Below are 9,414 nucleotides of genomic sequence, written 5' to 3'. Positions count from 1 at the left end.
GTCCGAATAGTCGCCACAAGCGGCTGTTGATTCAGATCAAGATAGTCGGCACAGGGGCGGGGTGCCAGTAGGAAACTTATGTTCTATAAAGTTTAATCCCGTTTGCCGGGATCGCCACGATATTTTTGGAAAACTGTGGCTGCGTTATTCCGGCATCATGTTTGCCGGAATAACATCACTTGGTTTCGAAGGTGGTGACGCCATCCCAGCCCTCGCCCGGCGGGTGTTCGCGGTAGTAGGCGATGCGTTCAACGTACAGGTGGTACAGGCCGCGCTGCGGCGACAGTGCCTGCAACTCGGCGATGATGGCGCAGGCTTCGTCCCACTGCTGGGCACGCACAGCGGCCAGCGCTTCGTGCCAGCGCTGCACCTCGTGCTTGGTGGCCTCATCGGTGTCTTGCACCAGCGCGACCGGTTCGAAGATGGCGACCGGTTCGTTCTTGCCCTTGACACGCACCAGATCCAGTTCGCGGTAAGTGAATTCCGGCGCGGCGGCGCGGGTGCTCTCGCCCACCGTGATGCCAACGCCGTAGACTTTGGTAATGCCCTCCAGGCGCGAGCCGAGGTTGACCGCATCGCCCATCACCGTGTAGGCGCGGCGAATGTTGGAGCCCATGTCGCCCACGTGCATCATGCCGGTGTTGAGGCCGATACCGATTTTCAATTCCGGCCAGCCGCGCGCGAGGAAGTCTTCGTTCAGGCGCTTGGCGCTGGCCTGCATCAGCAGCGAGGTGGCGACGCCGCGGCTGGCGTGATCATCGAACGCCACCGGCGCGCCCCAGAACGCCATCACGGCGTCGCCGATGTACTTGTCGAGCGTGCCCTGGTGGGCGCTGCGGATGTCTTCCGACATTGCCGTCAGGTAGAGGTTGATGTACTCGCGCAGCGCTTTCGGCGTCAGGCCTTCCGAGATGGTGGTGAAGCCGCGCACGTCGACAAACATGACGGTCAGCTCGCGGCTCTCGCCGTCCATATTGTATTTGTCCGGGTCTTCCGACATTTGCTCGACCAGCTCCGGCGCCACGTATTCGCCGAAGCGCAGCACCAGCCCCCGGTTGCGGCGCACCTCACCGAAGTAGCCCCACACCACGTTGAGCACGAACAGGCTGAAAATCACCAGCACCAGCATGGCCAGGTTGAGGATCAGGTCTTGCTCGCTGTACATGTAGTAGTTGAGGCCCACGGTGGCCGCCAGTGCGACGCCGCCCAGCACGCTGGCGCGCAGCGGCGACAAGGCGGCCAGCGCAAAGCTCAAGGCCAGGCCGACCAGCAGGATTTCGCCGGCCTCGGCCACGAATGCCCAGTACGGGCGCGACTTGAAGCGGTTGTCGAGAATGGACTTGATCAGGTTGGCGTGGATCTCCACCCCCGGATATTCAGGATTGACCGGCGTGGCCCGCAAGTCGACCAGCCCCGGCGCCGTGGTGCCGATCAGCACCACCGTACCGTTCAGCAGATCGGCCTGGGCGCGGCCGGTCATCACGTCGGCCGCCGACACGTAGCGGAAGGAGCCGCCATGCGGGCCGCCACGGCCACGGTATTGCACCACCGTGCTCATCGCCTCGCCGACCGGGATCACGCGCTGCTTGCGGCCCGGCAGCAAAATGGTCAGCGCATCGAAGCCGCCGCTGTCGAGCTGGCTTTGCGACAGTTCATCGGCGGTTTCCGTCATCAGCGGCTTGACCGCCAGCGCTTTCAGGTACAGCGAGGCCGTCGCCAGCGACAGCGATGGATAGTAGTCGTCGCCCACTTGCTGGATCAGGTAGGCGCTGCGGACAATGCCGTCCGGGTCGGTCACCACCGAGAAGCTGCCCGCGCCGGCAGCGGCCTTGGTCAGCACCGGCACGTTGGCCTCGTAACCGGGCGCGTTGTAGGCGATCAGTTCGCGGCCGTTGAGGTCGGCCTCGGAGAACAGCGGCTTGGGCAGCGCGCCCTTGACCTGATCCGGCGACAAGTTGAAACCAAGGATGGCCGGCTTGCCTTCCAGCGCACCGGCAAACACGCCGTCGTAATCGAGCATCGGCTTGAGTTCGTCAAGCCGCTCGCGCAGTACCGGCACGTCTTTCAGCGAGGTCCTGGCCAGTTTTTCCAGCACGTTGTAGCCGGACGAAGTGTCCGGCTCGGGGAACGATATATCGTAGCCGACCGCCGCCACCTTGTAGTGATCGACCAGTTGCGAAATCAAGGTAGCGTGGACGTTGCGGCTCCACGGGAAGCGGCCGAATTCGGTCAGCGATTTGCCGTCGATATCGACAATCACGATGCGCTTGTCGAGCGTGGCCGGCTCCAGCTTCATGCGCTCGCCGGCCCATAGATTGTCCAGCCGCGCCACGGTGTCGTTGCTGAACAGCGCCAGCGAGTAGGCCACGCCCAGCGCCGTGATCAGGATGCCCAGCAGCCAGCGCCAGCCATACTTGGACAGGATCTTGGTGACTTTTTCAGGCAGCAATCGCATCAGGGCGTGTAGCCGGGAATCTTGGCTTCGTCGATGAAGTCGATCTGTTTTTCGTCCATGTTTTTATGGGCGAATTCCATGTAGATTTTTTTGCGGATGAAGATGTCGAACAAGTCCGGGTCGATGTGGCCGTTGAGCGAGAAGTTGCCGAGGATGCGCAGCGACTCGGACAGCATCTTGCCCTTCTTGTACGGGCGATCCTTGGCGGTCAGCGCCTCGAAGATGTCGGCAATCGCCATCACCCGCGCCTGCACCGACATTTGATCCTTGGTCAAGCCGCGTGGATAGCCCTTGCCGTCCATGCGCTCGTGGTGGCCGCCCGCGTATTCCGGCACGTTCTTCAGATGCTTAGGCCACGGCAGCGCTTCCAGCATCTTGATGGTCATGACGATGTGGTTGTTGATTTCCTTGCGCTCGGCATCGGTCAGGGTGCCGAACTTGATGGTCAGGTTCATCAACTCGTTTTCGTCGAGGAAGTCGCGCTCGGCGCCGTCCGGGCCGATCCAGCGGCGCTTGGCGATCTCGCGCACGCGCTCCTGGTCTTCCGGCTTCATGCCCTCGCCGCCGACGTTGGCAATGCGGATGAAGTCGCGCTCGGCGCGCAAGGCGGCTTGCTGCGCCGCCAGTTCTGCATCGATCATGGCAACGTTTGCACCCGGCTCCAGCTTGCGCTTGAGGGCGGCGATTTCAACGTCGCGCAGCAGCACTTCGAAGCGCGTGTCGACCATGGCGATGCGGTCGAAGATGGTCTCCAGCTTGGTAGCCTTGTCCACCACGTGCACCGGCGTAGTGATCTTGCCGCAATCGTGCAGCAGGCCGGCCAGCCACAGCTCCTTGCGATCGCCGTCGTTCATGCGGAAATCGGCCAGCGGGCCGGTCTCTGTGTTGTGCACGGCTTCGGCCAGCATCATGGTCAGTTCCGGCACAAACTGGCAGTGGCGGCCGGTGTACGGCGACTTCTCGTCGATGCCGATGTTGATCAGGTTGACCAGGGATTCCAGCAGTTCTTCCAACTGGAAGATCAGGCGCTGGTGGGTCAGCGCCACCGCCGCTTGCGCCGCCAGGGCTTCGATGAAGCGCTGGTCGGTCTGGGTGAAGGCGCGGATTTCGCCGGTCTCGGTGTCCTTGGAGTTGATCAGTTGCAGCACGCCGACCAGCTCGCCCTCGTGGTCGCTCATCGGCACCGTCAGGAACGACTGCGAGTGGTAGCCGCGCATCTGGTCGAACTTGACCATGCCGGAGAAGTTGAACACGTCGGCCTTGTAGACGTCCTCGATGTTGACCGACAGGCCGAAATGGGCCGCGTAGGCCGCCACCGCCGACAGGTTTTTCTCGCCGTGCTCGTCATACAGCGGCACGCCGCCCGAAACGGGCTGGCCGCTGGAACCGCCCTGGTGGATCTTCAGCGTGTCGTTCAGCAGGATGTGAAAGTCGAGCCGTTGCATGTCCTCACTGGGACGGTACAAGGTGCCACCGTCGGCATTGGTCATGCCCTTGGCCACCATGAGGATGCGCTCCAGCAGCGAATCGGTATCGTGATTGCTCCCCAGCTGGACGCTAAGCTCGGTCAGCTGGTCCAGTCGCTCGGCTACTTGGATTTGATTCAACTCTTGCATGGTTGTTTTTTTATACAACGTTTTGGACGAGGCGCAACAGTGCGCAACTTGCAAGCGCAGTTGAAGAGTGTAGCTCTCACGCAAGCTGTTGTACATCAGGAAATTGCCGATGCGACGAATTTGCATCGGCTTTTCCCTGTTATTGGAAAAAAAAGCTATTATCGACAGCAACAAACCAACAACAAAGAGAGCGATTGCCAGGGAATTGCGTATGAAATTTAAATTTTGGGGAGTTCGCGGATCCATTCCCTCCCCCGGCCCGCGCACTGCGCGCTATGGCGGCAACACCACCTGCATCGAAGTACGCACCGACAACGATACCCTGATCGTGATCGACGGCGGCACCGGTATTTTCTCGCTGGCGCAATCGCTGATTCAAAACAAGACCAAACCGATCCACGCCAACATCTTCATCACCCACAGCCACTGGGACCATATCCACGGCCTACCGTTCTTCACCCCGCTGTTCATCCGCGGCAGCCGCGTGCGCTTGCATGGCGTAACCGATCCGGTGACCGGCAACGGCATCGAGCACGTGATGGGCGTGCAGCTGCAAAACAGCTACTTCCCGGTCAGCGAAACGCAGATGGACGCCACCATCGAATATCAAACGCTGCAAGTAGGCCAGCCGATCCAGGTCGGCGACGCCACCGTCAATAACGTGGTGATGAACCATCCAGTCACCGACCTCGGCTACCGCATCGAATGCAACGGCCGCTCGCTGTTTTTCACCGGCGACCACGAGCCGCACTACAACATCCACCCAGCCGATCACCCGGAACACGCCGCCTACGAGCAATGGATGGCTGAGCGCAACGCCGCAATCGACGCCACCGTGCAAGGCGTCGATGCACTGATCGTCGACTGCTCCTACACCCGCGAAGAATATCCGGCCAAGCAGGGCTGGGGCCACGGCACTTTCGACTCGGCGTTTGCTTTGGCGCTGCGCACCGGCGTCAAAGCGCTATACTGCACCCATCACGAACCGACGCGCAGCGACGACGAACTGGAAGCCGTCTTCGCCGAAGTCATGGCGCGCCACGCCCCGGTACTGGGCAAGTTGCAGGTCTTCCTCGCATACGAAGGCATGGAAGTAACTCTGACATAGCGGAGCGATCATGGACGCCGGCCAACCCAGTGTACGACCTACTGATGTCGATCTGCGGCTGGCGTTTTTCCAGAAGCTGCAAGCCGTTACCACCAAGATCCACGCCACCAGCAATCTCGACGAGATCATGCTGGACCTCGGCATGGAATTCTGCGACCTGTTCAACTGCGACCGCTTCACCCTGTACGCGCTGGACGTGCAGAAGGACTACATCGTCTCCAAGGTCAAGACCGGCCTGACTTCCTTCCGCGACCTGAAGCTGGCGATCACCCCGGCCAGTATCGCCGGCTACGTGGCGCTGACCCGCAAGACTGTCAACATTGCCGATGTCTACGACCAGGCCGAGCTGGGCCGCTACTCGCCGGAGCTGCGCTTCCAGCAAGGCGTGGACCAGCGCACCGGTTATCGCACCAAGCAAATGCTGGTGGCGCCGCTGATCGCGGTGCAATCGCGCGAGCTGCTGGGCGTGGTCCAGTTCATCAACAACCGCGACCGCGTGCCCTTCTCCACCATCGCCGAGGACGGCGTGAAGGAATTGTGCGAGACCTTGTCGGTGGCGTTTTCGCAGCGCATGAAACCACCGCAGATGGTACGCACCAAGTATGACGGCTTGGTGACGGAGGCGGTGATCTCGGCGCAAGAACTGGAACAAGCGACCCGCAGCGCGCGCGCCAAGGCGGTGGATATCGAGGATGTGCTCATCGACGAGTACGAGATCAAGCCTGCGGCGATAGGCGTGTCGCTGGAAAAGCATTTCGGCGTGCCGTATGAGCACTTCAAGCCGGATCGCCTGAAGCCGGTGGAGTTGCTGAAAAATCTCAAGCGCCAGTACGTGGAGGAATCCGGCTGGCTGCCGCTGGAAGATGGCAAGGAAGGCTTGCTGGTGGCGGCGCTGGACCCGGAACGGGTGGCGCATACCCACATCGTTGAGCAAATCTTCCCGCGCGCCAAGCCAGTGTATCGCGTGACCTCGCACCGCGAATTCCGGCAAATGGTGGAACAGTTCTACGGCCATGGCGATAGCGGCAGCGTCGGCGACCTGCTGTCGGGCATGGACGACGCTTATGACGAGGATGGCGAAGGCTCGGGCGAAGTATCGGAGGCGGTGGAGAACGAGCTGGTCAAACTGCTCAACAAAATCATCATGGATGCGTACCGGCAGGGCGTGTCGGACATTCATATCGAACCGCTGCCGGGCAAGGGCAAGACCGGCATCCGCTTCCGCAAGGATGGCACGCTGGTGCCGTACATCGAGATTCCGGCCAGCTACCGCGCGGCACTGGTGGCGCGCGTGAAAATCATGTGCGACCTCGACATCTCCGAGCGCCGCAAGCCGCAGGATGGCAAGATCAAGTTCAAGAAATACGGGCCGCTGGATATTGAGTTGCGGGTGGCGACGATTCCGTCGTCGGGCGGCGTGGAAGATATCGTGATGCGGATATTGGCGGCCGGCGAGCCGATCCCGCTGGACAAGCTGGGCGTGCTGCCGTTCAACCTTGAGCGTTTGCGTGAGACGGTGAGCAAGCCGTACGGATTGTTCTTTGTCTGTGGCCCGACTGGCTCCGGCAAGACCACCACCCTGCACTCCGTGCTCAACTATCTGAACACGCCGGACACCAAGATTTGGACCGCTGAAGACCCGGTCGAGATCACACAGAAAGGCTTGCGGCAAGTGCAAGTCAACCGCAAGGCGGGACTGGATTTCGCGACCGTGATGCGCGCTTTCCTGCGCGCCGATCCCGACATCATCATGGTCGGCGAGATGCGCGACAAGGAAACCGTGAGCATGGGGATTGAAGCGTCACTCACTGGGCACTTGGTATTCTCCACGCTGCACACCAACAGCGCGCCGGAATCCATTGTGCGGCTGCTGGATATGGGCATGGATCCGTTTAACTTCTCCGATGCGCTGCTGGGCATCCTGGCGCAGCGGCTGGCCAAGCGCCTGTGCGGTAAATGCAAGCAAGCTTACGAGCCATCGGCCGAGGAGCTTGATGCATTGCTGTCCGAATACTGCGAAGACCTGCTCGACAAGAACACCATCCTCGCGCGCTGGCGGCAGCAATACACCAAGGACGGCAAATTCACCATGTACCGCGCCGTCGGCTGCGACGAGTGCAACAAGGGCTATAAGGGACGCGTCGGCCTGCACGAGCTGATGATCGGCACCGACAAGGTGAAAAAGCTACTTCAGGAACACGCCCGCGTCGCTCAACTGCTGGCAGCCGCGCTGGAGGACGGCATGCTCACCCTCAAAATGGACGGCATAGAGAAAGTCCTCTTGGGGATCACCGACATCAAAATGGTACGGGCCGTCTGCATTAAGTGACCGCGTGGCTTCTGGCGGCGATCCGCCAATGCGCGCAGGCGCGCCAGGCCGGCTTTTAAGTTGTAGGAGCGGCCGGCCAGCATGGCGTTCACCAGTTGCGTAGCCATGGCTAGCGCCGGCGCCGCTGCACTTGATGGCAGCACCAGGCGGTAACGTCCCTGCATGCGCGGCACGATGCCGATAAAGCCGAAGGCGATATCATTCAATGCCAGGCGGCGCAATTCAATGGCAGTTTGCTGCACCAGCTCCACCACAGGCGGCACAGCGTCGGCACGCTTGCCGATTACGCCGCGCAAGCGGCGCAGGCCAGGCAAGACAGTGTACAGGCGTGCTTGCAGCGTCTCAGTAGCCTCGGGCGTGACGTCGTCGAGTTCCAGGATGCTGAGTAAGCACGGTTCGGTGGAGTAGCGGTTGTCGCTATCCAGGTAGCGTTGATCAATGATTTTCATGGACTGTATTGTGCCCCCGGCATCGCCCGCACGAAAGCAGCCTCCGGCGCGACAGCATGTAAGACGATGCTTACATCAGGCTGGCAAGGAAGGCGTCTACGGCCTCGGTATAAGCACCGGGCCGCCCCAGCAGGCCATTGATATCGCCGTGGCTGAGCGCTTGCGGCAAGACCTGTACGCGCATCCCCAGCGTGGCGGCGCGCGCGGCGAGGCCTTGCGCCTGCGGACAGGAATCGCGGCGGCGCGACGAGCACACGGCCAGCAACGGCGCCCCGCCCTGCTTCAATTGTGCCAGCGGCGACACACTGCGCCAATAACTGGCATCGCTGCCAAAGGCGCGGTCGTACAACGGGAAGTGGCGCTGCTGCATCAGGCCTTCCACGTCCATCGCCGCGCTATCGAGCGACACAGCCCCCAGCCACGGCGTCGCTCCGCGCGCGAGGGCCGATGATGGCGAAGCTGCCAGCAGCGCCACCAGGTGGGCGCCGGCCGAGTGGCCCATCAGCACGAACTTGGCGCGGTCGCCACCCCAATTCGCGGCCTTGGCCTGCACTGCCGCCAGTGCCGTGGCGACATCTTCGGCTTGCGTAGCCACGCTGGAAGCCGGCAACAATCGATAGTTGATCGAGACCACGATGGTGCCGCGCTGGGTCCAGTGCAGCACCTTGTTTTGCACCACTTGGGCATTGGCCTTATCGCCGGTGCGCCACGCGCCGCCGTGAACCATGAAAATCACCGGCGCGTGATCGGCCTTGGCCGGCAGGTAGACGTCGTAGCGTTGACGGGGATCCGGGCCGTAATCCTGATCGGCCAGCAGTCGGACGCCTTTGGGCAAGGAAAAAGCTGCGCTGGTATCGTCGTCCTCCAGCTCGCCCGGAGATGCGGCGCGGGCTGGCAGGGCAAGCAACAGCATCGGAAGGAGGAGGAAGTGCTTCATGCCAGTTCCAGCGAGGACGGCAATTGCTTCTCGAAGCAGACCGCCAGTGGGTTGCCAATGTATTTGCCGTAGTTGGCAATGCGGGTGTAGCCGCGCGCTTCGTAGAAATCGACTGCGCGGCGGTTGACCAGGCGGGTCTCCAGCCACACCGCTTGATAGCCCATGGCGACCGCCTCTTCCTCCAGGTAGTGCAGCACCGCGCTGCCGACGCCGCTGGTGCCGTGGCGCGCGTACATGCGCTTGATCTCGGCCACGCCCGGCTCCAGCGGCCGCAGCGCGCCGCAGCCGACGGGCATGCCGTGATCGTCGCGGGCAACGACGAAGCACGCCATTGGGCCGCGCACGTCCTCGACATCGAACGACGCCCTGCCGCCATCGCCGGTAATCGCCTCCAGTGCGGTCGACAACTCGTCCATCAAGGCCACCGAATCGGCCGCCCCCGGATCTTCTTCTGCAAGTTGAATGTCATAAGCCATGGCCGCGCCCTTTCGAATAGCAGAGCGTATTGTAGATCAAGCTT

8 protein-coding genes are annotated in these 9,414 nt (G+C 61.8%); 3 read left to right on the top strand and 5 right to left on the bottom strand.

The annotated features are described in order from the left end of the window. Positions 1-175: 175 nt before the first annotated feature. Positions 176-2,455: a CHASE2 domain-containing protein gene (locus tag GTP45_RS04945; protein WP_161012789.1), complete on the bottom strand. Its 2,280-nt coding sequence runs from the start codon at positions 2,453-2,455 to the stop codon at positions 176-178. Beyond that, positions 2,455-4,071, bottom strand: a complete 1,617-nt coding sequence (locus tag GTP45_RS04940) for an HD domain-containing phosphohydrolase (RefSeq protein ID WP_161012788.1) — start codon at positions 4,069-4,071, stop codon at positions 2,455-2,457. The genes GTP45_RS04945 and GTP45_RS04940 overlap by 1 nt, the downstream gene beginning before the upstream one ends. A 39-nt stretch (positions 4,072-4,110) precedes the next feature. Between GTP45_RS04940 and GTP45_RS04935 the strand changes: the two genes are divergently transcribed. Genes GTP45_RS04935 through GTP45_RS04925 form a run of 3 tightly spaced genes read left to right on the top strand, consistent with a single transcriptional unit; the run spans position 4,111 to position 7,508 of the window. Beyond that, positions 4,111-4,293, top strand: coding sequence for a hypothetical protein (locus GTP45_RS04935; RefSeq protein ID WP_161012787.1), 183 nt, complete (start codon positions 4,111-4,113; stop codon positions 4,291-4,293). After that, complete coding sequence (locus tag GTP45_RS04930; RefSeq protein ID WP_161012786.1) at positions 4,283-5,179, top strand: MBL fold metallo-hydrolase; 897 nt, start codon at positions 4,283-4,285, stop codon at positions 5,177-5,179. Before GTP45_RS04935 ends, GTP45_RS04930 begins: the two co-directional genes overlap by 11 nt. A gap of 10 nt (positions 5,180-5,189) precedes the next feature. Beyond that, positions 5,190-7,508 (top strand): GspE/PulE family protein, encoded by a 2,319-nt coding sequence (locus GTP45_RS04925; protein WP_166454545.1) that lies wholly within the window; start codon positions 5,190-5,192, stop codon positions 7,506-7,508. On the opposite strand, the gene GTP45_RS04920 is transcribed toward GTP45_RS04925, so the two are convergent. The 3 genes from GTP45_RS04920 to GTP45_RS04910 all read right to left on the bottom strand — a co-directional run bounded on the left by GTP45_RS04920 (position 7,391) and on the right by GTP45_RS04910 (position 9,370). Further along, a complete protein-coding gene (locus GTP45_RS04920) occupies positions 7,391-7,957 on the bottom strand; it encodes a hypothetical protein (protein WP_161012785.1) in 567 nt (188 codons plus the stop codon). The two genes, GTP45_RS04925 and GTP45_RS04920, sit on opposite strands and share 118 nt — an antisense overlap. Positions 7,958-8,027: 70 nt before the next feature. After that, complete coding sequence (locus GTP45_RS04915) at positions 8,028-8,894, bottom strand: alpha/beta hydrolase (RefSeq protein WP_161012784.1); 867 nt, start codon at positions 8,892-8,894, stop codon at positions 8,028-8,030. Next, positions 8,891-9,370, bottom strand: a complete 480-nt coding sequence (locus tag GTP45_RS04910) for a GNAT family N-acetyltransferase (RefSeq protein ID WP_161012783.1) — start codon at positions 9,368-9,370, stop codon at positions 8,891-8,893. The genes GTP45_RS04915 and GTP45_RS04910 overlap by 4 nt, the downstream gene beginning before the upstream one ends. Between the last annotated feature and the right edge of the window lie 44 nt (positions 9,371-9,414).

It is taken from the genome of Duganella rivi (assembly GCF_009857435.1).
GTDB classification, from domain to species: domain Bacteria; phylum Pseudomonadota; class Gammaproteobacteria; order Burkholderiales; family Burkholderiaceae_D; genus Rugamonas; species Rugamonas rivi.
The sequence above is the reverse complement of the archived record's forward strand: the minus strand, read 5'-3'. Positions and strand labels throughout refer to the sequence as shown.